Annotated in this window: 16 protein-coding genes and 2 pseudogenes; 7 read left to right on the plus strand and 11 right to left on the minus strand. The window is 64.0% G+C overall.

The features are described 5' to 3' along the window. Positions 1–108: 108 nt before the first annotated feature. Positions 109–471: pseudogene (locus ACFXN1_RS34330) on the minus strand (YjbQ family protein). Between ACFXN1_RS34330 and ACFXN1_RS34335 the strand changes: the two are divergent. Both ACFXN1_RS34335 and ACFXN1_RS34340 read left to right on the plus strand, forming a co-directional pair. Beyond that, positions 377–715: a hypothetical protein gene (locus ACFXN1_RS34335; protein WP_379439360.1), complete on the plus strand. Its 339-nt coding sequence runs from the start codon at positions 377–379 to the stop codon at positions 713–715. The pseudogene ACFXN1_RS34330 and the gene ACFXN1_RS34335 overlap by 95 nt on opposite strands. A gap of 252 nt (positions 716–967) precedes the next feature. Beyond that, positions 968–1,297, plus strand: a pseudogene (locus ACFXN1_RS34340) (ADP-ribosyltransferase); the annotation flags it as partial. Between the two features lie 73 nt (positions 1,298–1,370). Here the strand turns inward: ACFXN1_RS34340 and ACFXN1_RS34345 are convergent. From ACFXN1_RS34345 to ACFXN1_RS34375, 7 genes are read right to left on the minus strand one after another with little or no spacing between them, the layout of a single operon-like run. Continuing rightward, the gene (locus ACFXN1_RS34345; protein WP_379439339.1) at positions 1,371–2,594 is read right to left on the minus strand and encodes a DUF3322 domain-containing protein; all 1,224 of its coding nucleotides are present in this window, start codon (positions 2,592–2,594) and stop codon (positions 1,371–1,373) included. Continuing rightward, positions 2,581–5,955: an ATP-binding protein gene (locus ACFXN1_RS34350; protein WP_379439337.1), complete on the minus strand. Its 3,375-nt coding sequence runs from the start codon at positions 5,953–5,955 to the stop codon at positions 2,581–2,583. The genes ACFXN1_RS34345 and ACFXN1_RS34350 overlap by 14 nt, the downstream gene beginning before the upstream one ends. After that, positions 5,952–6,731 (minus strand): DUF4194 domain-containing protein, encoded by a 780-nt coding sequence (locus tag ACFXN1_RS34355; protein ID WP_379439336.1) that lies wholly within the window; start codon positions 6,729–6,731, stop codon positions 5,952–5,954. The genes ACFXN1_RS34350 and ACFXN1_RS34355 overlap by 4 nt, the downstream gene beginning before the upstream one ends. Beyond that, a complete protein-coding gene (locus ACFXN1_RS34360) occupies positions 6,724–8,268 on the minus strand; it encodes a DUF3375 family protein (protein ID WP_379439334.1) in 1,545 nt (514 codons plus the stop codon). The genes ACFXN1_RS34355 and ACFXN1_RS34360 overlap by 8 nt, the downstream gene beginning before the upstream one ends. Next, complete coding sequence (locus tag ACFXN1_RS34365) at positions 8,256–9,311, minus strand: hypothetical protein (RefSeq protein WP_379439333.1); 1,056 nt, start codon at positions 9,309–9,311, stop codon at positions 8,256–8,258. Before ACFXN1_RS34365 ends, ACFXN1_RS34360 begins: the two co-directional genes overlap by 13 nt. A gap of 29 nt (positions 9,312–9,340) precedes the next feature. Next, the gene (locus tag ACFXN1_RS34370; protein WP_379439331.1) at positions 9,341–12,514 is read right to left on the minus strand and encodes an AAA family ATPase; all 3,174 of its coding nucleotides are present in this window, start codon (positions 12,512–12,514) and stop codon (positions 9,341–9,343) included. Then, positions 12,511–13,830, minus strand: coding sequence for an exonuclease SbcCD subunit D (locus tag ACFXN1_RS34375; protein ID WP_379439330.1), 1,320 nt, complete (start codon positions 13,828–13,830; stop codon positions 12,511–12,513). The genes ACFXN1_RS34370 and ACFXN1_RS34375 overlap by 4 nt, the downstream gene beginning before the upstream one ends. Positions 13,831–13,975: 145 nt before the next feature. Between ACFXN1_RS34375 and ACFXN1_RS34380 the strand changes: the two genes are divergently transcribed. The 5 genes from ACFXN1_RS34380 (at position 13,976) to ACFXN1_RS34400 (ending at position 20,458) form a co-directional block, all read left to right on the plus strand. Beyond that, complete coding sequence (locus tag ACFXN1_RS34380) at positions 13,976–14,800, plus strand: hypothetical protein (RefSeq protein ID WP_379439328.1); 825 nt, start codon at positions 13,976–13,978, stop codon at positions 14,798–14,800. Between the two features lie 80 nt (positions 14,801–14,880). Next, the gene (locus tag ACFXN1_RS34385) at positions 14,881–16,017 is read left to right on the plus strand and encodes a hypothetical protein (protein WP_379439327.1); all 1,137 of its coding nucleotides are present in this window, start codon (positions 14,881–14,883) and stop codon (positions 16,015–16,017) included. Between the two features lie 116 nt (positions 16,018–16,133). Then, entirely contained in the window at positions 16,134–17,540 is a 1,407-nt protein-coding gene (locus ACFXN1_RS34390) for a hypothetical protein (protein ID WP_379439326.1), read from the plus strand. Continuing rightward, entirely contained in the window at positions 17,530–18,864 is a 1,335-nt protein-coding gene (locus ACFXN1_RS34395; protein ID WP_379439325.1) for an AAA domain-containing protein, read from the plus strand. Before ACFXN1_RS34390 ends, ACFXN1_RS34395 begins: the two co-directional genes overlap by 11 nt. Before the next feature lie 1,177 nt (positions 18,865–20,041). Continuing rightward, a complete protein-coding gene (locus ACFXN1_RS34400; protein ID WP_379439323.1) occupies positions 20,042–20,458 on the plus strand; it encodes a hypothetical protein in 417 nt (138 codons plus the stop codon). A 1,119-nt stretch (positions 20,459–21,577) separates the two neighbouring features. On the opposite strand, the gene ACFXN1_RS34405 is transcribed toward ACFXN1_RS34400, so the two are convergent. The 3 genes from ACFXN1_RS34405 to ACFXN1_RS34415 are packed head-to-tail and all read right to left on the minus strand — an operon-like array spanning position 21,578 to position 23,311. After that, positions 21,578–22,183 carry a hypothetical protein gene (locus tag ACFXN1_RS34405; protein ID WP_379439322.1) on the minus strand — a complete coding sequence of 202 codons (606 nt, stop codon included), beginning with the start codon at positions 22,181–22,183 and terminating at the stop codon, positions 21,578–21,580. Between the two features lie 22 nt (positions 22,184–22,205). Continuing rightward, entirely contained in the window at positions 22,206–22,835 is a 630-nt protein-coding gene (locus ACFXN1_RS34410) for a hypothetical protein (RefSeq protein ID WP_379439320.1), read from the minus strand. Continuing rightward, the gene (locus ACFXN1_RS34415; protein WP_379439319.1) at positions 22,829–23,311 is read right to left on the minus strand and encodes a DUF2399 domain-containing protein; all 483 of its coding nucleotides are present in this window, start codon (positions 23,309–23,311) and stop codon (positions 22,829–22,831) included. The genes ACFXN1_RS34410 and ACFXN1_RS34415 overlap by 7 nt, the downstream gene beginning before the upstream one ends. Between the last annotated feature and the right edge of the window lie 5 nt (positions 23,312–23,316).

Genomic DNA, 23,316 nt, shown 5'->3' on the forward strand with positions numbered 1-23,316 from the left:
CGCACTACTGCGACAAGAGCTAACCAGGAGATTCGGACCGACCTCGCCGACTTGGCCTCGGCTGCTGGTCGAGCTCGGGAACGCTCCAGGTTTCCTGCGGGTCCGCGTTCAGCCGACCAGGGTCGACAGCCGGACCTGCCGGACGGGATTGTCGACATTGAGGTCGACCATCGCGACCGATTGCTAGGCTCCCAGGGCCATCTCACCGCCCAGCACCGGGATGCTCGCGTAGGGGGCGATCAGCGCCGGCATGACGTGGGATCGTCCGTGCCCACGCGAACCGTGTGCGTGACGCCAGCGATCATCGCGGGGGAGTAGATCCGCCAAGGCAGCGAGGAGGTCGTCGTCGCTGCCGGCACCGAGCTCGATAAGCGCAATGTCTATTGTCGCGTGCGCGACGAAAAACGTGCAGCAGGCCATCGCGGCCGGCCGCAGCTTCGTGCAGGAACTCGATGCGATGCGGTCTCGGATCGTGAACCACCTCGACGGCGCCGGTCCTCCATCGATGAGTGTGCTCTGCATGGCCACATCGTCCTCCAGTCACATGGCGACCCGCCCCACCGACACATATCCCCTCGATCCGTCAGGGGATGGCCGTGCGCGGGCAGGCATTAACCCCAGCTCGGTTTTGCAGTGCGCGCGACAGACCACGCTGACACCGGTCAGCCCAGAAATCCTTGGCCAATCGAAGCTCGTAGGTGACAAGCCGGAATGATTTGGGCATCAAAGTATTTCGTTCTGCCTGGATCGGCCGCCGGTCCAGGTGAGCGCCCTGCCGCTTTCCGGGACACGCGTGCACTCGCAGACGAGTTCGAGCGGGTCGGGATCGAAGTAGCGATGGGGAGGCCCTTCGCTGACCGTGACAGTCGTTGCGGGACAATGCCGGTGTGGCGGATGACTATGGGTTCGACGAAATCCCCTTGGCCCAAATGGTTTTGGCCGGGCAGGACCACGATCTGCTGAGCGCGGCTGGATTCACGCCTACTCGGGTGGGGCGTACGAACGCATCAATCAAGCGATGCGCGGACAGATCCCGATGACAGCGGACCTGGAGCGGCGTATCGTGACGATCCGTTCCGGGCTGGCCAAATACCCGATTCCTGCGACGGTCCGCGTCACCCGCGAAATCGATGCCGCGGTGTATGGCGTGACCGATGAGGCATCTGCGCAGGATCTGCTCTTCCGGGAAATCTACGAGCCAGCATTCCTATCGACCAGCGGCCTGGCCAACCCACCCCACAACACTCTCCATATCGAGCCGCTCATCGTGGACATCCGGAGCTGCTGCTGTCCGTGAAATGTGGTGTACGGATTCACCCGGTAACCCAGATGCGTTTGGTCCCTTGCGGCGGATTGGCCGAGATCCAGGGTCAGGCCGGGTGAGGTTTTCGGTCGCAGCGAGAAACCTCTTGCCGGAGCGCGTCCATGAGCTTCGGGTAGGCGCTGTCCCAGGGGATTCGTTCCTGTTCGAGTAGCAGTCCTGTCCCGTGTTCGGTCGCGTGCTCGACGAGGTGATGGTACAGCCGGCGTTCGTGGTCGGTCAGATGTGGTGGGATCGAGTTACGTTGCGGCAGCGCACCTTCAACTGAGAGGTGCCGGTAGCGTCGGAGGACGGCGGTATCGGTGAGGATGGTGGTGGCGGGGATGCCGTGGCCGCGTAGGTCGCTTACGAACTGCAGGCCGGGGATGTCGATATCGCCCCAGTAGATGACTCGTTCGGCGTCACGTACCCAGGTGATTCGGGCGTATTGATCGACGAAGAAGCCGTGGCCGTGCAAGATGACCGTGCCGAGGTGGTCATCTTGCACGGCGAAGGCAGTTTCCTTGTTCTCCAGGATCACCACGGTGGTGGGATGGTGCGGCCATCGGTTGAGGTCGTCGACCGGGGCAGCGAGGTGGCGCATGCCTGCCAGTTGATGGCGCAGCTGTGGATCGCAGACGGTGACTTGGACGAGTTCGGGGACGACCCGCAGGCCCAGTCGGGTGTGCAGGGTGCGCTTGCGAGATTGGGGTGGCTCGTTGTCGGAGGGTTCGGGGTTCGGTTCGTCTCCGAGGAGCGCGAGGACCAGATTGGCGTGTGCGCCTATCCATTTCGTGTCGATGCCTTCGATCGGCAACTGTCGTAGCAGTAGCCCGGAGGTGGGGTTCGCACGTAGCCAGCGCACGGTGCGGGTCAGGCGGTCGTAGTCGCGTTGCCCGAGCTCGGTGATGCGGCGGATCAGGCCGGTGAAGCGTGCCTCGGGAAATTCGCGTTGCAGGGTGGTGAGGCGTTGCCCGCACCGCTGCCATGTCTGCTGGTCGTCGGGATGCGCCGTGGCGACGTCGCCGGGGCGTTGGAGTATCAGCGTTTTCGGCATGCGGTGGGTGCCGGTCGGGAATCGCAGGTTGGTGTATTCGAGGGTGCCTGGGCCGGGGTGCGCCGCCCAGTGTGCGGCCCACTCGTGACACGCGACCGGCGTGGTGGATCGTTGCGTAGTGCTCGGTGGTTGTAGTGAGATGCGAAGTGGCCAGCTGCCTTTGCCGCGGGCCCACGCCGGGTATTCGTCCCGGAACCGCTGATGCAGTCGATCGAGAACCTCGTCAGGCCGTAGCACGGGTGGCTCCGTCGCTTTCGGCGAATCGCTGGGCGGCAAGCTCGCCGAAAGTGGCGGAGCGGCCGTGTGATCGGGTGCCGTCAGGGAAGAGCCGCTTTTCGACCAGGATGGCTTGGCCGATGTAGGGCTCAACGATGCCCGACAGGCGGATGGGTGCCGCGATGACCAGTTGAAAGCCGAACTCGTCGAACGCCGACAGGGCCTGGGCGGAGAAGTTCTCGTCGGATTTGCTGAACGCTTCGTCGAGCATGAGGGTGCCGAATCGTGGGCGCGCGTCGGTTTGGTCGTCGGCGAGGTTGTAGCTCAGTGCCGCGGCGAGGCAGAAGGCTACCAATTTTTCTTGTTCCCCACCGGAATTGGAGGCAGTGTTGCGGTAGGTGTGTTTGGTGATCTCACCCTCGACCTCACGTCCGTAGAAGACGTAGCCGTTGCGGACGTCGAGCACATTGCGGCGCCAGCGTTCGGCGGCGGTGTCGGTGGCGGTGAACTTGGCCATGAGTGCTTTGACCCGTTTGAACTGTTCGACGTAGCGCTGGGGGTCGTTGCCGAGTTGGGCGGCCTTGCGCATCAGGTTGTCGACGCTGGCGCGGAATGCCTTGATGTCGACGGAGGGGCTGGTCGTGTACGAGATCTGTAGGTGTGTCCCGGTGTTGAATTCGACGCGGCGCAGGCCGGCATTGACCATCCCGACTCGGCGTTCGATCTCGGTGGCGGCGTTCTCGATGCTGCGCTGCAGCATGGCGATCGAGGGAACCATGTCCTCGCTGATCATTTTTTCGAAGCGCCGCATCGCTTCGGGGAATCGGCGTTGCACGATCTCGGCGTGCAGGTCGACGAAGTCCTGGCCGCTGCGGTCGACGTCTCCGCTGTCGTCGGGTGCGCTGTCGCGCCACTGGTCGAGAAATCGTGTGATCGCCGACCGGACTCGCTCGCGGGCAGCCTGCCGTTCGCCGTTGGCGATGCCGACACTCTTGTCGAGCGTCGAAATAAGCTGGCGCCGAACGTTGTCGATGGTGTCGACGGTGGCAATGACGCCGGTCGAGGCGTACAGCTCGTCGAGGTACTGCTGGTCGTCTGCGTCGAGGGCGTGGGGTCGACTCTCCTCATCGGATTGCAGGTCCACCAGAGTCGTTTCGCGAGTAGTGATTTCGGTGATGCGTTGCTCGGTGCGGTGCCAGATGCCGTAAGCCTTCTTGTCCTCGTCGGCGGCCTTGTCCCGCTTGGCTTCGAGATCCTGCAAATCGACATTGCCCGAGCGGATCTCGTCGACGCGGTCACCCAGCTCGCTCGCATCGTGGTCGGGAGTCCAGTAGTCCAGTTCGGTCCAAGTGGTGAAGCCGGTGAGCTGGGTGGCGGCGTCCCGGTGCCGGTTGGCTTCTTCCAGTTGGTCCTGCAGGTCCCGGGCGTCGTCGTCGGCAATCCTCTTCTGATCGGCGAGCTGCTGGATATCCGCTTCCAGTGCTCGACGTTTGGCGATCGTGTTGGCTCCGAGAATGTAGCTCGACGTGCTGGTCAGCTCGGGACGGTCGTCCTTGCGGTAGTGGTTTGCGTGCAGTTTCACGGTGCCATTGACTGTGACGGCTATTTGATGATCGTCGAGGTCGTGTGCGGATTCGACGCAGACGTGGTTGAACCGGCGGGTCAGCTGGTCGGCGAGCCATCGCCCATACGCATGGTCTCGGTCGACGGTGAGTTTTCCCGCCAGGGTCGTGGGCAGCGGGCGCGGTTCGTGCGCGGAAACCGCGGTGACGACGCTGTATTCGATCACTCCGCGCATATCGTTCTGGTCTATGAAGCGACGTACCGATTCCTTGTGCCGCTGCGGGACGAGCATCCGCATGCCGTAGCTGCGTAGCACCTTCTCCGCGGCCGCCCGCCAGCGTTCGTGGCCTTCGGCCATATCGATCAGTTCGGCGGCATAGGGTAGGTCGGCGATCGGCACACCGGTTTCCGCGCTGATGCGGGCCCGCCGATCGATGGCAGGGCCGGGCATCAGGGACTTCGCCGAACGCAGCCGGGCGAGTTCTTCCTCGGCCTCCCGGTGCGCCTTGGCAGCCATGTACTTGGCGGCAATGGCGGTATGGGTTGTCGGCGTGAGGTTTTCCGCGCGGGCAGCCGCCGCGGAGCGCAGCTCCGGCAGCCGGGTTCGCAGCCGCTCGAAGCCCTCGGGATCCTGCGGGCACGGTTCGCCCAGCTTCGTCACATGCCCGCTGTATTGCCGGTACAGCAGCCTGGCCGCGCGCGCTTGGTCCAGCAGCGCTTCGTGGCGTGTTTCGAGGGCGCGCAGGCTCTGGTTCTCCTTGTTGAGCTGCATTTGCAGTTCGATCAGAGCCCCGCGGGCGGCCTCGCTACGGGCCTTCTGGTCGCCGATCACCGCATCGAGGCTCTGGACCTCGGTATCGATCTCGTCGAGTTCACGCTGGATCGCCGAGAGCAGAAGCCCGCGCACATACCGTTCGAGTCCCGCTCCCCGCACGTTGGTGGCCCGGTCGATCATGTGCGCGGATTCCCGGTAGGTCCGCCAGCTTTCGGGAAGATCATGCAGCACCTGGGCTTGCGCGTTGGCGCGCTTTGCCGTCTCGTAGGCTTCGTTGAGAGGCGTGAACGCCGACAGCATGTGCTGGGCGTCGTCGAAGGTGTCGGGGCGGTCGAGCATATTGTCGCGAATGAAGAGGTTGAGATCGCCGACGTTCTTCATCGCTTTCGCTTTACCGAGCAGCGCCAGCGCGGTGCGCGACTTGCTCAGGCCGATACGTTTGGCCAGTTCGGTCATGTACTTGTCTTGAGTCGGCGGGAATTGCGCCGCGGGATTGACGCTCTTCCACCATCGGGTGTCGAATGTGCGGTCAGCCCAGCCATTGAGCTCCTGCAGATCGAAGTCGCCGTCGTTGAGTTGATGCAGGGTGCTCATGGCCGCGCCGTCGTTCTCGACGCCGGTGAACCACTTCACGACGACCGCCGTGGTGACGGCTCCTCGGCCGTCATCGTAGGTGGCCGCAACCGCCGACCAGGTGGGCGCGCCGCCACGCAGGTAGCGGACCTGTGAATGTTCGTTCTCGTCGTTGGTTTCCGACCACGCGCCGCGTACGTAGTCGGCGACGGTGCGGGTATTGCGTTTCGAACCGCGCGCGGTGAGATCGGCTGAGGCGTTGAACCGTTGGTCGTGAGTCGGTAGCAGCACCAGTGAATGCGCGTCCATGAGCGAGGATTTGCCGGATCCAGACGGGCCGGTGAGCAGCACCCCGCGATCGTCGATGCGAAAGTCCTTGTAGCCGCAGAAGGTTCCCCAATTCACCACCTGTAGCCGGGTCAGGCGGAACTGGCCCAGATGCACGGTGCGCGATGATGCGGGCTCGGTCATTCGGATCCCTCTTCTTGCGCGCTGGCACCATCCGCCGACGGTGCCGACTCCCCCGTGGCGATCGCCCGGTATCGGGCTTCGAGTGCGGCCACCTGATCGGCGGTCAGGATCGCCGTGATCACTCCGTAGATGGTGAATCGATCGTTGTTTCCCTTGATGGGCTTGATGATCGCGGCTTCGTCGAGCGACCGGATCGCCGCATTGATCTTGTCGCGGAATCTGACCTCGTCGGTATCGTCGCTCGGCCGGTAGGCCAGCAGATGCTCGACCATATCGGCGCGGTCGACGATCGGATCGTCCGGCGAAACCACATACAGCCGATACAAATACAGTGCCAGTGCGCTGGCCGCCAGACTGAGCGTTTTGGCGCGCAGCAAGGTACGGCTACGCGGGCTGGGGTCCTCGGCTTGTCGGGTGAACGCGTACCGGAACTCGCGGTTGATCTCGAGAATCAGACCGAGTTCCGACAATCGCGACCGCAGGGGCTGTTCGTACTGCAGGACCACCGGCCAGCTTCTGGACTTCTCGGTGATGTGCGGTGCGGTCACCAATTCTTGTAGTGTCCAACATAATTCGGGTGGTAGTTCGCTGGTGTCACCGTCGAAACGCTCGGCGGGAGCGTCGTCGTTCACCCGCGCCCCAACGTTATCGTCGTCGCCGGTGAATACGGCGTCCGGATCGAGTCGCACTTGATCGGCGAGCGACGCCGCGTTCCCCTGGCCGGACAGATCGTCGCCGAACACATCGGCGAAGGAGGGGTCAGTTGCGTCACTCATCGCTCAGCTCCTCGGCCAGGGTCAGCTGCCGTTCCAGGCGGCGTGGTGCGCGTACCGGGGCGGCCGGAGCGGGAATGGGCTCGCCGAATATCGCGTAAGGAACCGAGATTTCCCGGTGTCCGCCTGCGGTAACCGCCCAAACCGGGGTGGTCGCGGTGTCATCGACTTCGCCGTAACGTGTTGCCAGCGACCATAATCCGATGACGTCGCCAGTGCGCGCGGCGGGCAGTCGTTCCAGCACTTCGGATAATGTAGCGAAGCCCGAATGCGCCTCCATGCTGGCGTGGACGGCCTCGCGCAACGCGTTCCAGTCGATCGATTCCCGTCCCACCATCTCCGCCGGATCGATCGCGAACTCCGCACTCGTGTCCTGTACCGCCGCGGGCTTGGTGGTCATGCCCTGATCGAGCCGGAGCCGACCCACCGAATGGGTGTCCACGCCGCTCATCGGCACCACGAAGCCGATGTCGCGGCTGCCGTGGGTGTGCTGGAACGCCAGCGCCGCCGAGGCCTGCGCTTCGCTGATCCGTGTCCGCATGCTCCGGTAGTGCGTCAGATCTCCGCCGCGCACGAAGTTGCTCATGCGGCGGAAGGCGATGCGGCGAATGTCCTCGACTTCGCGCACCCGCTGCCACATGGCACCGATGAATCCGTTCAGCGACCGCTCCAGATGCGCCGGCAGGCCTTCGACCCGGTCGATGATCTCGGCGATATCGCGTTCGAGCTGGGCGCGCTGCGACGGCGTCGCGATGAGCGTGGCGAACGCCCGGAATGCCTGCCCTTCAGGTGATTCGGCGATCACGTCATGGCCGTCGAACATGCGCTGAAGAGACTCGGCGAACTCCATCGCATCATCGGAAAGGCTCTGCCGCAGCAGCGCAGCGGTATTGGCGTGCATCCGCTCGCCGTAACTGGCGACGTCGGAGGGAATCCGGTCAACGAGCTCGGCCAGCGTGGCGATCTTGTCCACCAATTCCGCGTGATCCACCGCGAGCTCCGCGCCGCTGTCGAGCGCATCGCGCTGCGCGACCAGTGCCGCGATCCGTTCGTCGATCGCGAGCCGGCGAGCCGCTCGATCGGGGTTCGCCTCGGTGGCGATCAGGTGGAGTTCCGACATCACGATGCCCAGACCCGACCCGGTCGCAATGGAAGTACGCCGCCGCAGATTACGCATCTGCCGCACCGCCGCATGCGCCCCCGAGGTCAACTGATATCGCTCCACCCGCGGATCACGCGGGTCGGCACTGCGGTGAACCCAGTTCCTTTTTCGCCATCGGGTGAGCACCGCGTCGGCGCCCCCCGATTCCTGCTCGGCGCCGCGCTCCTCTGCAGGACTCCCGCGCAGCAGTGCCGGCAGATCGGCGTCCATCGCCGCGGTCAGGGTCTGTCCGTCGACGATCTGCCCGTCTCCCAGGTGCGCGGCCATAAGCGCCAGGTCGAACAGCGCGCTCCGGGACCGCAACAACGACAGCGAGACATCCGCGATCGCACTGTTGCGGAATTCGTGGAAGAGCTGTTCCGCAGTCAATTCGGCCACTCCAAACCCCCTAGCCCTGAGCAGCTTCCGGGCTCATTACAGCATCGCCCGCCGACAGGTTGCTGTTTCGCAGATTTCCTCGCAGCCGGCACGACGGCCTCGCCTTGGAGCCCGGGTCGGCGGACACTCTCGTGATCCACACGCCTGAACACGCTTACGAGCGCGTAGTACTGATGCTGTGCGAATACGCGCAGATCAGCGCCCTCGTCGAATTTGGGTACGATGAGGATCGTGATCAGGTCTGCGGCCTGCGCGGGCGTCGCCTCTTCGAAGCTTTTGTCCATCAGACCGATCACATTCCCCTTGATGATTTTCTCGATCTCGACGCATTCCTCGATATACGCCAGTGCATAGGATCGGATGCGCAGCACATCCCGGACCCAACGCACCGAACAATTATCGCGGCGAATGCCGTCCAACCGGGTACGGATGTGTTCGGCATTCTGCGCAATAACGCGCAGGGCGGTCTCCGGGGTGCGGATCGCGTCGATCAACCTCCCCCGCTTGACCAATGCGCTAAGTTCCGCATCGGCGGCAACTTGTTCGGACGCGATGTCGACCGCGCCCACCGGCACCGCGATCGCATCGTTCGAAGCACGGAGCCGGGGACGACCATCGAGCCCGACGACCTCACGTAACAGCCTGTCCGAGAAGATATGTGAAGCGAACGTGCCGCCCGACGTGACCCCGTGCACGTGACTGAAGCGGCGATCGACGGTACTGACGTACACCAGGCTGTCCAGAATCCATCCGGCCACCTCGTCGTGCTCCTCGGTGCTATGGCCGGGCATTTGGCTCCGCGCCACGCCGACCACCGCGACCACGACATCTTCGTGCTTGGTGCCGTCCTCGAAGTCCCTCTTCAGAGTGATGGTATCGATGGCGTTCAGCGCGAGCTCCTCCATCTGATAACCGGTCCGGTCCCGTGATGTCAGAAGCGATTTGCATCGTTCCAAGTCGAGTACCGGATCGGCGACGGCGAGTGCCCTCCCCCGTATGGCCGGGCCGAGTGTGTCCCGGCCACGCCCGTCGGCTTTGAACATTGCGAGTCTTCTCCCAGCGGTCGGTGCGCTCAGTGCAGGCCACTGGACAGATCGGCATTCACCAGCTCCTCTCGCTCGGCGGTGGTGAGCCATCGTGCAGCGGAGCCGCCGCCGAGCGGCCGCTCGACCCACAGCACGTCGTCGACAGCTTCGGCGACGGCGTGCAGGTGGCTGATCACCATCACCAGTCGGTCGCCACCGGTCTGGGTGCGCAAGACCTCGAGCGCTGCCTGCAATGCCGCGGTGTCCAGAGTCGCGAAGCCTTCATCGAGAAACAGGGCTCCGAGCCGCGGTCCGCTGCGAGAGTGCAACTCCGCCAAGGCGAGAGCCAGAGCGAGCGATGCCAGGAATTTCTCGCCGCCGGAGAGCCTATTCGCACTGTGGACGACCTTGGAATGGCGGCTGACGATATCGCAGTTGTCAGCGAATCCGAACTGCCTGTCGGTGAGACGTGCAAGCAACGTACTGGCGATACCGAGCAGCGCGCGGCTGTTCAATTTCGTCAGATGGCCCAGGAACCTGGCATCGACGAGCTCCCGGCGCAGCACGTCTAGGGCCTCGAATCTCGCCTGCCCGGCGGCGATGGCGAAGTCGAGGTCGGCTGCGGTCTGGAACTGAGCCGCTGCGGCACTGTGCTTCGCACGCCATTGCTCGGCCTCACGTCGAGCGATGGCCGCCGCGGCGATGATCGGGTGCATCGACTGCGCGGTGGTCAAATCGGCGGTTGGTTCGAAGCTGACCACGTCGGCCAACCGCGCGGCCGCGTCCGCGAGGCTGCTGGTCGCCGCCTCGACGTCGGCGTGGTGGGCAGCGGACGCTCCGCTCAGTTCGGTGCAGACGGCAGCCGTGACTTCGAGCAATTCGGCAGCGAACGGCCGGATCCCAGCGATGCCGGGTTCGGTCGGGGTGAACGGCACACGGTATTCGCAGGTGTCTCCGAAGTAGTCGACCGCGCGACGCAGATCTTTGGCCCACGCCTCCAGCGCACTCCTGAGCTCGGTGAGCGGTTGGTCCAGGAAACGGCCGACATCCTGTTCGACCTGGCGCTGCCGGTCGAGTACGTCCGCCTTCTCCTTACGTCCGGTCTCCCTTGCGGTGAGCAGTCGCTCGATCTCGGACTTCCCGGCGATAGCCATCGAGATCGCCTGTTCGACGGAATCGCTTGTTATGTCGATGATTTCCCCAGGCAGCAGGCTACGAACCTGGTCGGGCAGCGCATGAATGTCGGCGACGGTACGGGCAATCGCCTCGGTCTCCCTGGCTGAGGCTGTTGCGACGGACTCGATCGCCGCGTCATAAGTTTCTCGGCGGTTGGCCAGTGACCTGCGATCGACTTCGATGTTGGTGGTGGCTTCGGACGCGGTGTCGCGCAGTTGTGCAACATGGGCGGAAACCGCCTCCTCGCACAGTGCCAGTGCCGAGGTGATCGGTGCGCTCACGTGCTGATGCGAGGTGTAGCGACCGGGTTCTGCCGCGATCGCGTTCATCGCGGCGGTGAGAGCTGCGGCGGCACCGACAGCATCGAATGCTCCACCGACTTGCGCGGCGAGAGCGGCGAACTCATCGAACTGCTCACATGTCGCGGCGGCGGAGAGTTGTGCTTGCAGCTCCGCGACTCGCAGATTCTCCACATTGCTCGACGCTGCTTGCAAAGCCGCGGTGACCTGCGCTTTGGACTGCGCGAGTTCACCACCGACTTTGTCGCGCAGCCGCTTGACCTGACGTAGCGCCGCCTTCACCGCTTGGATCTCGTCGACTCCGGCAGCCGAGCCGGCTTCGAAGGAATCCGGAACCTTTTGGCGGCAAACCGGGCAATCGTCATCCGGATGGAGGTCAGCTGCGATCAGAGCCGCCCGATTGTTCAGGTCCAAAGCGCTCTCACGCACCTCGGCGCGGATGAGCGCCGCCTTCGCGTCCACGAGCTTTCCCTCGAACCGCACCACAGCCTTGTTCGCATCGTCCAACGCGCCGGTCGCAGAGCCGCACGCTACGACGGCCTCGGCGGCTTTCAACGCGGCCTGCATCGACTCCGAGACCTGTACGCGCAGTGCACTTTCGGCGGTGCGCACTTCCTGGCCGGCCTTCGCTGCGAGGGCGGCCTCGTCGATCAGTGGCCGTACCTGTTCGATCCGATCGTTCAGAGCCGCCTCATCGGCGGCGATTCGGTCACCGTCGACAACCAGTTGGGTTGACTGGGCGTCGAGCTCGCGGCGTTCGGCCCTGTGTACGTCAGCACGTGCCGCGAGATGTTCGAGAATCACAGCGGCTCTGGTGAATCGATCCAATCCTTCGCCACGATCTTCACGCTGCTGAATCTCCGCAGTGAGCGCGGCCTCTCGGTCATCGATTTCGTCGGAGTGCTGTTGCAGGAAGGCACGCTGTGTTTCGAGTCGCTCGGCGACCAGCCCGAGCTCGTCCAGTTTCGCGACCGCGTCACGGACCATCCCGTCGGCCAAACTCCGCGCTGCCGCCTCGGCCGCGCTCGCCGCAGCGCGAGCCGTCGAAACCTTGTCCTGCAATTCGTTCATGGCGTCAACCGAGGCACCTAGGCGCGTCGTCAACGCCTCGGCAGCCGAGGCACGCGCGGCGGCTTCCGTGGCGGCTTCCGCTGGATTCCCCATCGCATCGCGTTTGGCCCTGGCGACCGCGAGCAGCTCCTTCAGGTTCGCGCAACGGTCTCTGGCGATGTCCTGGACCGACACCAGAGATTCCGCGCCGAACAACTCACGCAACAGTTTGGAGCGGTCTGCCGGAGATGAGGTCAGGAGCCGGTCGAACTTGCCCTGCGGCAGTAGTCCGACGCGCAGGAATGTATCGCAATCCATGTGCAGGACAGTCTCGATGCGTTTGGATACCGCCTTCGCACCGTCGACTTCGTCGCCAGTGTCGAGATTCTTCAGGTGATGTCTTCCCAAGTTGGAATTAGTGGCGTGGATAGTGCGGTGCACATGCCACCGATGATCACCGTGCGTGAAGGTGAGATCGACGCTGCCGGTTTCGGATCGGTCTGCGATGAGGTGTTTGGTCTCGCGGCCGTCCCAGGAGCTCTTACCGAAGAGGGCGAACGTAATAGCCTCTAGCATAGTGCTTTTGCCCGCGCCGGTGTCGCCGAGCGCCGCGGTGAGACCTTTCCCGGTGAAGTCGATGGTTACCGGTGTGGGGTAGCTGCGGAATCCCCGCAGAGACAGTTCGACGGGCTTCATGGCAGCACCTCCGAATCCGTGATCTCGGTTCCCGTCAGCACGCCTGATCGATCGAAGCCATCGATGCCGCGGCCGTCGATCGCGGCAGTCAGCAGGTTCTCTTCACAGCACAAGGTGCGATCAGCCGGGTCCGGGTCCGCTTGGATTTGCGCGAGCGTGGCCATGACGCGATCGAGCGCCGGTCCGGTGACACGACCATCCGAAAGATATTCGCGCAGTAATTGTTCGACACTGGGCAGTTCAGCGACCGTCGTCGCGTGGTCGAGGATCTGACTCTCGGTACCCGGACGAAGTTCGTCGATATCGACGATCGTTGCCTTCGGCAACATCTGTGCGAGGGTCTCCGCCAGCGCGAGTGTGGGACCGTCGGTGTGGACCGTGGCCTTCACCCAACTGTCACCGACACGGCTCGCGGTCATCGCGATCTCGTCCAGGGTTCCGGCGAGCTTGACCAGCCGTCTGCCCGATTCGAGTGGTACGACTTCGATCCGGGGGTCTTTACCCGGGGCGATCTCGGCCAGGACGACACTCTTGGTGTCGCGTGTCTCGCCGAAGTCCATTTGCAGAGGACTGCCCGCGTAGCGGGCCGGGAAGCCTATCCCGCCGATTCCCTGTGGTTTGTGAATGTGTCCGAGCGCGCCGTAATCCACGATCGGCAGGCCGGAAACACTTGCAGCATAGTCTGATTCAACGGAAATCGGACGTTCGGAATAGGAAGGAGTGGCCCCTTCGACGAACAGGTGAGCAGCGAAAACCAGGACGTCATCGGGTCCGCGATCGTGCGTGAGGCGGCGATACACATCTGTCTGCACAGCTCGCATCCGATCAGCGTAGGTCGTCGCCGTGGCGCCATCGGCGAATTCGTAGGCGAACCGGTTCGGGTGCAGATACGGTAGCGCGGCGACGCGGACCGTCGATTCCCCTCGCGCGCTGGGATACTCGGCGATCAGCAGGCCCTCGGGCCGAGCATCGGTGGCGAAGCGCACTCGACGCTCGGCGCCGCTATCCCACATGTCGTTCAACGTGAAATTCAGGAAGGACAACACATGTCGCGTGTCGTGATTGCCCGCGACCACCATTACCGGTGCGATCTCGCCGAGCCGCCGAAGGGTGTGCGCGGCCCGGCGCACATCGTCCAGGCTTGGGCGCGGACCGTCGAAGAGATCTCCGCTGTGCACGATGAGGTCTGGATCGGATTCCGTTGCGATATAGGTGATTTCGTGTAGGACGGCATCGAACTCGGCATCGCGCCGATGACGCCCAGCGATTTGGCGTCCCAGATGCCAATCGGAGGTGTGGAACACGCGTGCGGTCACGAGGTTCTCCGGGGAAGGTAGCGGGCGGGCACAGCGTGCACCGCTGCGGTCGAATGGAATCGAGCACCACGAGGCTACCGCATACTCAGGGATAAGTCTGGAAAATTCTGGAACCCTGGTAGGCTCCCGAGGTATGAGCAACCCATTGGACGCGTTGGAGAACAGCATCGCCGAGCTGCGGCGCGCGATCCGCGACGCGTCCGCCGTCGGCGACGCGGAGCGTGTCGGCGAACTCCGGGCGCAGCTGCGCCGGGCCGAACGGGCCTGGAACACCCTGATCGACACCGACGAGTCTCACGCTTCGACCTCGATCACCGCGGAACGTGCCGCGGCAACGGAATCCCCTTCCATGACTCTGCCTGCTCGTGAGCATGTGCAGCGAGCGCTGGTCCTGCTCCAGGCGCCGGCCGCGCCGAAATTGATCGTCGATGTCCACGACGCGTTCTTCCCCGGAGACCTGTCGGCCTCGAAGCTGTCGAGCCTGCGCCGCGACGAAGAACGCTCCTACCGTTCGGCTCCAGGCTCCCGCCCGTACTATCTGTGCCCGGCACTCAATCATGATCTGCTGTCTCCTGCCAGGGCCTTGATCACGATCAGTACTTGGTCGCTTGAGCAGCGCATCGTGGGCCCGCTCTCCCCCCGAGTGAACTTCCTGACCGGCGCGGTGCGCATCGCCGAATCGGTGCGCGAAATGAAAATGGCTGGTTCCGAACCCGCGCCTGCCGCGATGCGCTTACTGTGGCGCTTCGCCACCAATATCCCGGGCGCCATGCCGCCGGGCTCGACCCTGGTCGTGCACGACACGGAGCAGGTGATCGATGCGGCTCTCGCAGAGCTGGAGGTCCACGCCGACGCCGACCTCGCCACACGTGGCGCGGCCGCGCGTCGAGCTCGCAAACAACTCAACGACGAACAGCAACTGTTCGGTGCCCCACTGCGACAGGCCCGGCTTGAGCAAGCCGACGTCTGACCCCGCCGCTCGACCCCGCTCAGCCCCTCCCCTCCTCCCCAAGGAACGACACTGCCGTGAAGGTAGCTCCCGACGATCGCTTGGACGCGTTGCGCGGGTCTGCACCGCGTCTGAAGTTCAACGCCAGATCACTTGCAGCACTGGAGAACAACCCCCGATGCACCCTCCGAGCAGTTCTGGACGCCTCCGGTTCCGACAAGGCTGCCATCGCGGAGCACGCAGGGTATCGGACGCCGTTCGGCCAGTCCATTTTCGCCATCACCCGCGGCAAAGGCTTCGAGAAGATGGTCAAGGACAACGGCTGCGCCGAGCTGCTGCGGGTACTCCGCGAAGTCCTCGAACTCCCGGTTTCGCAGGTCGGATACCGCGATCTCAACGACGTCGGCGGCGACAGCAGTCCGGCCGCTCGCTTCGCCAAGACCCAGTCACTTCTGGTGGCTGCAGCTCGAGGTGACGGTGACAGTCCGCTGTACGACCACCCAATGCTGCGTTTGGAGGTCGGTGGCCACTCCGTCTATCTGGAGCCGGATCTGGTTGCCTTCAAGTTGGGTGACCGCCTGTACGTGGTCGAGATCAAGAGCCTTCCGATCGTCGACGGACAGGCCGACGCGGCACTGGTCAAGTCGGCCACGACCCAGGCCTGCGCGTACATCATCGCGCTGCGCGCCATGCTCGCCGCCGTCGGTATCGATGACCCGGACATCGTGTCCGACAAGGTTGTGCTGATTGGACCGAAAAATTTCACCAACCGCCCCACGGGCGCCTTCGTCGACGCCCGCAATCAGGTCGGCAACCTCGCCCGCCAGCTTTCGCGTATCGAACGCGTCGGCGATCAACTCGATTTGCTGCCCGAGGGTTTGACCTTCGACCTCGCCGAGAATGCGACCGGCCGGCCGCAGCGTCCGCGCGACGAGCTACTGGCCGCGTTGGATGCCGTGCCGGCTGCTTACCGCCCTGATTGCCTGAACCATTGCGAGATGGCCTACTTCTGCCGGTCACGGGCGCGGGCCGCCGGCTCGCTCGATGTGCTCGGATCGATCGTGACCGAGCCGCTGGGCGGAATCGACACCGTGACAATGGCTTTGGGCCTGGCACGCGGTGAGATCGAGCCGAACGACGAGCAGGTGGAGATGACCCTAGCACTGCGGCATGCCGTACGGCTGCGCGCCGAACTGGCCGGGGCGAGTGGAGGCCACTCGATCGGGGGTATGGGATGAGCAAGGTTTCGGCGTTGGCACGGCTGGAAGCGATGGCGTCCATGCGGGCGCAGCCCGTGACCCGGTTCCGTCACCGCCGACTATCGGAGAGGCCGCTGGTCGTCATCCCCCTGGTCATGGCGGGCGAAGCCGGATCCCCGCTTGCAGTGATGGTCGGTCAGGCCAAACGGTCGCCGAAATTGCTCATCGTCGGACAACCGCGAAATCCGGTCCAGCGCTTCATCTTCGCAGCGGACCTCGGCAATATCGTGATGGACTACATCAACTCGTGCCGGCTGGACAGGCGTGATGTGCCCGCGCGCGCCAAGGAGTCGCGCTCGCGCTTCACCGCCGCCCCACAGCTCCTCGTGCCCAACCCCGGCGGCATCAAGGCGCTGGCCGACCTCGGTCGTGCGTGCCGCTTCCGCAAGACCGACGGTGACTTCCCGGTCGACGCGGTCATCCCCGAAATGGGTACGTGGCTGACCTTTCTGGCCGAGTCGGCCGAACAAGCCGGAACGTCGATGCTGTTGGCGGTCACCGATCTGCTCACCGAACACTGGGCGACTGGGCACAGCACCCTCGAGGACCAGAACCTGGCCGCGCTCATGGCGTGGATCAGCCCGCCGGAGGGGTTGAGCGTCGAGCAGGCGCTGTGCGATGCCGAGAACCCGATCATCTGGCCGCCCGCAGGCCCGACGACGTCACCGGACTTCGACAATCACCAGTTGCACTCGGCAATAAAGGAATTCGATGCCGCGCGAGCAGCTGGTGATAAGGCCGCCGTCGATGCCGCCGAGCAGGAGTTGTTTGAACTCATCGGCGATCAGATCAAACCGACCTGGCGCCTGATGTGGGACGCGATCGCACTGCTGCGTGGCGTCCCCGAAGCACCGAGCGCGGCAAGGCGTTTCGAGGGCGACTGCTGGTCGTTCACCAATTTCTCCGATTACCGGCAGTCGGAGACTGCCAGACCGCAGCGCGCTCGAGACAAGGCGGTCGCAGCCGCGCGTAGACTCAGCCGTCTGGAGCGGGCCATCGATGACCTCGAAGCCAGCATGGCGTTCGACGACCCGTTCGTTCTAGCCGATCGTCGCAGCATCGGGGAGGCGTTCGCAGGCATCGTCGAAGCGGTGGAGGCCGACCGCATCATCACGACCGACAAGAACCGCCGTGTCGCACGACCCCTCGTTACCATTCGAACCTTCGACCCTACCCGCCTTGCAGACGGGACCATGGTGATCAGTCCCTCGATGCCGCCCGGTCACAAGGCCGTCATCGTCAGCACGGAACTCGATGCGGACACGAGCCTGGTCACCGTGGAGATCAACGGCGGCATGGGTCGTTCTCTCATCCCCAAGGCCGGCTCAATACCGGACATCGGCCGGCACATCGCCTACCTGCCGGACCCAGGTTGGCGGCCGACACCCGCTTTCCCCGACGCGGACGCGACACCATGGACACACACCGACACCACCGCGCCGGATCCCGACATCTCGACTTCCGGCACAGCCAGCACTGAGGAGTGGGGCGATGAGGACTGACATCGGGCTCGATCCGGCTGCACAAGCCGCTGCGGTCAGCGCCGCGATCCTGGCCGACCTCGGTGCACCCGGCCACCGGTCCGTCGTCGTGGACTCACCACCCGGAGCGGGCAAAAGCACCCTCGTCGTTCGTGCCGCAGCAGACCTAGTCGCGGGTAGCGAGCGGCCGATGATCGTCGCCCAGACCAACAATCAGGTCGACGATCTCATCAGCCGCCTGCACCAAGCCCACCCGGAAATCGCGATTGGCCGACTCACCGGTAGCACGTACGCACCCTCACGCGCCCTCACCGCCATCTGCACGGTCCGAAACTCACTCACGGACCTGGCCGCATGCCAGATCATCGTGGGCACCTCCGCCAAATGGACCACGGTGCGCGACAGCCGATTCGGGTGGGCAATTCTGGACGAGGCCTATCAGATGCGCTCTGACATGTTGCTGCAGATCGTCGAACGCTTCGATCGTGGACTGTTCGTCGGCGATCCGGGCCAACTCGACCCGTTCACCGTGGTGGGAACCGAACGCTGGATCGGTCTGCCGCACGATCCGACACAGAACGGCGTCACCGTCATGCTGGAACACAACCGGGACACCCCACTGCACGAGTTGCCAGTGTCGTGGCGACTGCCCGCCTCCGCGGCACCCACCATCAACGAAGCCTTCTACCCTAGATCCACCTTCACCTCCGGAACACGAGAAGGCACCCGATCGCTGCGATTCCGCACCTCTGGATTCGGGGCGGTCCAACTAGACGAAACACTCGCCGAGGCTTCCTCAACCGGATGGGCACTACACGAACTTCCCCGCCGACACGTTCCACGAACCGATACCGAGACCATCCAGACCGCCGCCGACCTCGCGGTCAGACTGCTCGATCGGGGCGCGGTCGGCTTTTGCGAACGCCACCCCGACGGCCGCGAACTGAACGCCGGTGACATCGCGATCGGTGTAGCCCACCGAGATCAGGCAGACCTCGTCCGATTGGCTCTCGCGCGATCGAGCAACCCGATGGCACGCGGGATCGCCGTCGACAACGCAAATCGGCTCCAAGGCCGCGAATACGAAGTGGTCATCGTGGTACACCCGCTGTCGGGCCGTCGCGACGCCACATCGTTCCACCTTGAAGCTGGCCGCCTTTGCGTTCTCACCTCACGACACCGGCAAGCCTGCATTGTCGTCGCTAGGAAGGGCATCGTGGATCTCTTGGACAGCCATCCTTCGACCGAGCCGATTCATCTCTCGGTGCCCGCCAAATTTCCCGACGGTTGGCAAGCGAACCAGATCATAATGGCCAAATTGGCTGAGCATTGCCCTACCGCTTGAGCTATGGTTCCTCAGTCGCAGATGCCGGGAAGACGACCGCTTTGCGCGCCTTGGTGCCCTGCGGGCCGCGGTGCAACGCGAAGTAGTCCACGCCCAACGCTTTCGGTGTCGGCCGATGTGGCAGCAGGATCCGCAACACGGACGCGGATCGCGGTAGGACGCGACAATCGGAGCGCCGCGAGCAGTCGGATGCTGGCGCGGCCGTCCAGCTCTTGTACCACCGACCTGACCTTGACAGTCAAGCGGACGGTTCGCCGCTGGTAGTGTTTCAACACACCGGGCACCTGCTCTCGGAAAGTGTTGCGGCAGTCCAATGTTGGACATACAAGTCGACGCGGCTTGTACCGGAACCATATCGGCCCGGCCATCCAGGGGCACGTCCGCCACGATCCGCAGGTGATATCCGTGCACCCGTGCGGACTCCACCCCGGAGCCCGGACATGCTGCCGGACCATCCGGCGTCCGCGCCTGCACCAGAGTCCGGCCACCCTCATCGACGATCTCCTCCACCCGCCAGGGGAGCCAGCCCCGAAAACACCACGGCAGCAGGAACGTTCACCACGACCACCGCGATATCGTGCCGTCAGAGGCCCTGCATCACCGCCGGAAGAATGCTGATGGTGACCTAGGTTTCGGCACTGTTACCATGCATCGACTGGTCGAGGCCGTCTGGCGAGGAGGACGGGTTCCTCCCTGACCGGCCGCACGACGGAACGACGAAGACCCGTCCGGGCTACTGGTCCGAACGGGATCGTGCCCCTGTGCGAACGCCACTCTGCACCCAGAGGCCCCTCGAGCACCGTGAGCCGTAACCAGGGGGCGCGTCATGACCGGACGTCATCGCTGGCAGAGCGGGGGAGCGGAGTCCGTGCAGAAGCAGCGTCGTCATCTCGTCGGTGACCTGCGGGCAGCAATCCGCGTAGATCGCCGACCCTGCCGGGGTGAACAAGAGCGCGTTGTTCTACCACATAGGCTCCATAATGCCGCAGGTCTGATCACCTCGGGGGCGGCCGACATCATTGTGTGCAGCGGCGTCGAGCAGATGACGCGACACCCGCTCGGCCAAGATGCTGCAGCGGGGGAGGCGCCGCTCCACAGCGAGGCATTCTGACCGATCAGCGGCGACGATGGCACATGGCTGCTTCAGCGTGCAATCGGGCCCGCCCGCGCCGCAGAGATGGCGCTGACCGGCGACCGCCTGGATGCGACGACCGCGCTTGCATGGGGCCTGGTCTCCCAGGTACATCCGTCCGAGGAGTTGTTGTCCGCGGCCGAGGCGCTCGCCCAGCGCGTTGCGATCAACCCAACACTGGCTGTGGGTCTACGAAACGGCTTCTTCGTGCTTCCGAGCACACAGATTTCGCCGGTGCCTCGAGCTTGCGAGCGCGACTCAGGCCCTTATGCAGCACACCACCGCAGTGCGGTCGCGGGCGAGACCCGGTTCAACGCGTCACGAACCGCACTCTGCCACCGCCACTGCCGACCGTCCTCAAGGACGAGCCCCTGCGTGCGCTGCGCCACGAGGTCCGGGACTTCCTCGCCGACGAGTCATTATCGGCGGACGAATCGCGTTGTACTGCAGCGCAAAATGTAGAGTGGGAACCGCGCGACCAGCGAAACCAGTTGTACGCCAAAGGCGCCGGCAGGGCGGCGGAACTGGGCAGGCTCAGCGCCGAGCTGTCTGGTCCGGAACTGGCGAGCCAGCTCACATCAGGGCACCGGAAATATTCCGGACGCGACCACTTTGGGGCGGGCGGGGGCGATCCCATGCCGTCGTCCCATCGCGCCGCGAGCGCCTCGAATTCGGTTTGAGGCATCCACGATCACTCGCTGTCACACGGGTCGGTCACGTCCCCATGGCTTTTCGTGGCCGATCGTACCTGTCCTAGAATGTGCGTGACGAACTCATCGACAGAAGAAGACGGCTTGTCCTCAGGGAAGCTCGTGCCTGTAAAGATTTCGGGGTGGTGGATCGACCGTCGGCGGTGGCGGAGCCTCGATGCTGTTATCGCGCTCGGCAGGGGGATATGTTGATGCTGGACAACTCTCGCATCGTGCATGGCCGCTGCCATCCTCGCTATGACGGCGGTGATCGGTGCCCGGCGTCGAGTGCAGGTCGTGAAATCGCTTCGGGTGTCACGCTTCGCCCGCGTCGATGATTCGCCGGTAATCGAACCGCATGGCTGCTGAGCCGTGCTCGGCGCCGCATCAGGTCACCGAGCACTTTCTTCACGGAATGGGCGTGGTGGGGTTTGCACCCTCAGTGCAATACGCCACAGTGACAAATGGCGAGGCCCTACGCTGAACCGGGAGTGCAACCCGAACACTCCGAGTATGCGGGCCATCCTCAGTTCATAGCGGATTCGAATCTGACATAATGATCGGTAAACGAATACTTCTGTGCCGCACCGTGTTTGCTGCAACGCCGACGATTCACAGTGCCGGGGTTTCCTCGGGTCCTATCTCGTGAAGGACGTTACGCCGGATCCGACTGATCGAGAGCCCATATGTTGTGAAGGCAGGGGGAGAGGGCGGCAAAGACTGCACTGGAAATTCTCGGCCGGCACCTCACCGGGATGAGGCACGGATGTAGTCTCGCCACCCCTCGAAGGTCAGATACCTGACATGCTGGCATGGATTTCGGTGGCAAACGGCTGCCCTACGACCCGTTCACCGAGCTGGTCACAGCGAATCCGCGATGCGATTGGGGTAGTCAGGCCATACGGCGCAGTCGATTCGCCTGAGCTTCCGACCCGATGGATTCGTCCCCATCGACGTCGCCTTCTCCCGACTGATTCTCAGGTTCCGACGCAGGCTGGTCGGCCGTAGCCCTACGGAGATGCAGACGCCAAAGAGACTGGGTCACTGTAGTTTCCATGTTGGAAGCGAGTTGGTCTGCCAACGACAGCCACTGGTCGTTCTTCACACTGGCATCGCGCGCCGCACGCCATAGGAGATGTATCAGCGTGTCGCGGGTAAGGCGCTCGAGTTCGACAGCTTGCTCAACGAGCGGAAGGTCCCCGGTACTGTTGTCCAGCACACCGGCGTCGGAGTCATCGAAGTCGTCAAAGATTCTGGAGAACCTGCATGGCCGATCATCTCCGAGTCGATCCAGTGCGGTGAGAACGGCGGAGAAGTCGTCCAGCAGCCGACGCGGGTAGCTTCGCCGATGAGCCCACACCTCGAGGATGGTAGATACGATCTGCTGACGTTGCTCGACGCTCGTGTCCGCGTCTTTGGCGACGATGATCAGTTCTGCGAGGTGGTGGGCCATCCATTGCCCGAGGACATCCTCGTCCTTCAAATGAGCGGCGAGCATGGCGCCGAGTTGCAGGGCAGCTTCAGTATTCGAACCACTGTCCTGTCGGATCGACGAGATAGATCTTGGCCGACCACTCGATCCATCCGAGCTCGTCATCGTCTTCCTTCCGGTTGTAGATCGGGCGGTCCAGGTCGCGGCGGATTGCCACTCGAAGAACCAACGCGACATCGAGATCCTGGAGAACTCTTCGCAGAAACTCTCGATCGACCTCGAGCAGTTCGCCGCGGGTTCCGGGTTCCCGGTGATGCGAAGGGCCGGGACTGGTGTCTTTCCATACCCGGCTGCGGAATACCGCGTTGCCGTGGAGAAACCAGTTCCGCAGGTCCTCGTCAGTCGTGAGGTCGAACTGCTCGATGATGTTATCGGCGGGTCTTGCAGGGGGGAACAGTATGCCCTCGCCGCGTTCATCGTGCTGATCGATGCCGTAGTGGATGCGTGCGGTGTTCAGCCACGCGTTCAACTCGTATGGCGGGCGACCAGGCCGATCGTGCGGGTCGTCGACTGTCGGGATCTTCAGCAGAAACGGACCATTCGATGGCGGCGCCGTTTGCAGTGCGACCAGCAGCGATCTTGCTGTTTCCCGGAGCACGAACCCTGTCGTACGGTCCTGTCCGTTCGTGCGAGAGATCGCTTTTCGTGCGATCAGCACGGTCGTCCGAGATCGTCGAGAAGCTCCGTGAGTACCGCTTCCTCATGCAGTGCCCAGCCGTGGCGGACCATCGCGGTGTTGAGCCGAGGATCCCACGGTGTTGCGACCGGGCGGCCGACGAGCGGGATCCGGTGGATTCCTGATGCCGCGCCGCGCAGGTAATCGGATGCACTCATCAGCCAAGGCCGGGCACCTGCGGCGAACAACCGGGCGGCGATAGCCACCCCAGGCCAGTCGAAGTCGCCGTGATACTCGATCGAAAGACGTTCGGCGAGCAGCATTCCCGCAGATGCGGGATTGCTGCTGAAGCACACGAGCGGACGGGCGACGCCGATTTCCGCGGCACGCTGCAACACCTGCGGGTTTTCGCACGCGGAAACGACGGAGCCGGGCTCGGCCAGCGACGCGGTGGTGCTTGTGAGTTCGGCGAGGGTGAGATGGGTAACCAGTCCAAGATCGGCACGCGCACGCATCATGACCG

Origin of the sequence: Nocardia sp. NPDC059154 (assembly GCF_042755705.1) — a bacterium.
Taxonomy (GTDB): domain Bacteria; phylum Actinomycetota; class Actinomycetes; order Mycobacteriales; family Mycobacteriaceae; genus Nocardia.

Bases quoted from the DNA above. Each gene is read 5' to 3' on its own strand.
- ACFXN1_RS34400 (WP_379439323.1), top strand. From the start codon at position 20,042: ATGGCGCTGACCGGCGACCGCCTGGATGCGACGACCGCGCTTGCATGG.
- ACFXN1_RS34415 (WP_379439319.1), bottom strand. From the start codon at position 23,311: ATGATGCGTGCGCGTGCCGATCTTGGACTGGTTACCCATCTCACCCTC.
- ACFXN1_RS34370 (WP_379439331.1), bottom strand. From the start codon at position 12,514: ATGAAGCCCGTCGAACTGTCTCTGCGGGGATTCCGCAGCTACCCCACA.
- ACFXN1_RS34335 (WP_379439360.1), top strand. From the start codon at position 377: ATGTCTATTGTCGCGTGCGCGACGAAAAACGTGCAGCAGGCCATCGCG.
- ACFXN1_RS34390 (WP_379439326.1), top strand. From the start codon at position 16,134: ATGGCGGGCGAAGCCGGATCCCCGCTTGCAGTGATGGTCGGTCAGGCC.
- ACFXN1_RS34395 (WP_379439325.1), top strand. From the start codon at position 17,530: ATGAGGACTGACATCGGGCTCGATCCGGCTGCACAAGCCGCTGCGGTC.
- ACFXN1_RS34365 (WP_379439333.1), bottom strand. From the start codon at position 9,311: ATGTTCAAAGCCGACGGGCGTGGCCGGGACACACTCGGCCCGGCCATA.
- ACFXN1_RS34355 (WP_379439336.1), bottom strand. From the start codon at position 6,731: ATGAGTGACGCAACTGACCCCTCCTTCGCCGATGTGTTCGGCGACGAT.
- ACFXN1_RS34350 (WP_379439337.1), bottom strand. From the start codon at position 5,955: ATGACCGAGCCCGCATCATCGCGCACCGTGCATCTGGGCCAGTTCCGC.
- ACFXN1_RS34405 (WP_379439322.1), bottom strand. From the start codon at position 22,183: ATGCTCGCCGCTCATTTGAAGGACGAGGATGTCCTCGGGCAATGGATG.